Source organism: Pseudomonas sp. EL_65y_Pfl1_R83 (assembly GCF_963970695.1).
GTDB lineage: Bacteria > Pseudomonadota > Gammaproteobacteria > Pseudomonadales > Pseudomonadaceae > Aquipseudomonas > Aquipseudomonas tritici.
This window is the reverse complement of sequence record NZ_CAXAQI010000387.1, coordinates 1-463: the sequence shown is the minus strand read 5'-3', so window position 1 is coordinate 463 and position 463 is coordinate 1. Positions and strand designations below refer to the sequence as shown.

The following is a 463-nucleotide window of genomic DNA, read 5'->3' as shown; positions in this document are numbered from 1 at the left end:
ACGAGGATGTCGCGCTGAACCAGGCGATCGGCGAACACGGCCTCGCGCTGTTCCGCACGCTTCATGCGAAGCACCCGGATCGTCCGCTCAACATCCTGACGCATTGCAACGCAGGGTGGCTGGCGACGGTCGATTACGGCACCGCCACCGCGCCGATCTATCTGGCGCATGACGCCGGTATTCCAGTGCATGTCTGGGTCGACGAAACCCGCCCACGCAACCAGGGCGCGTTGCTCACCGCGTTCGAACTGGCCGGGCACGGCGTGCCGCACACCGTTATCGCCGACAATGCCGGTGGCCATTTGATGGTGACGGGCCAGGTCGATGCCGTCATCGTCGGCACCGACCGCGTGACGGCCAATGGCGATGTCTGCAACAAGATCGGCACCTATCTGAAGGCGCTCGCCGCAAAGGACACGGGCGTGCCCTTCTATGTCGCTTTGCCTTACACCACCTTCGACGC

At 64.1% G+C, this 463-nt stretch carries 1 pseudogene; it reads left to right on the top strand.

The window, feature by feature from the left end:
* Positions 1 to 463 (top strand): annotated as a pseudogene (locus tag AACY08_RS29440) (S-methyl-5-thioribose-1-phosphate isomerase); the annotation flags it as partial.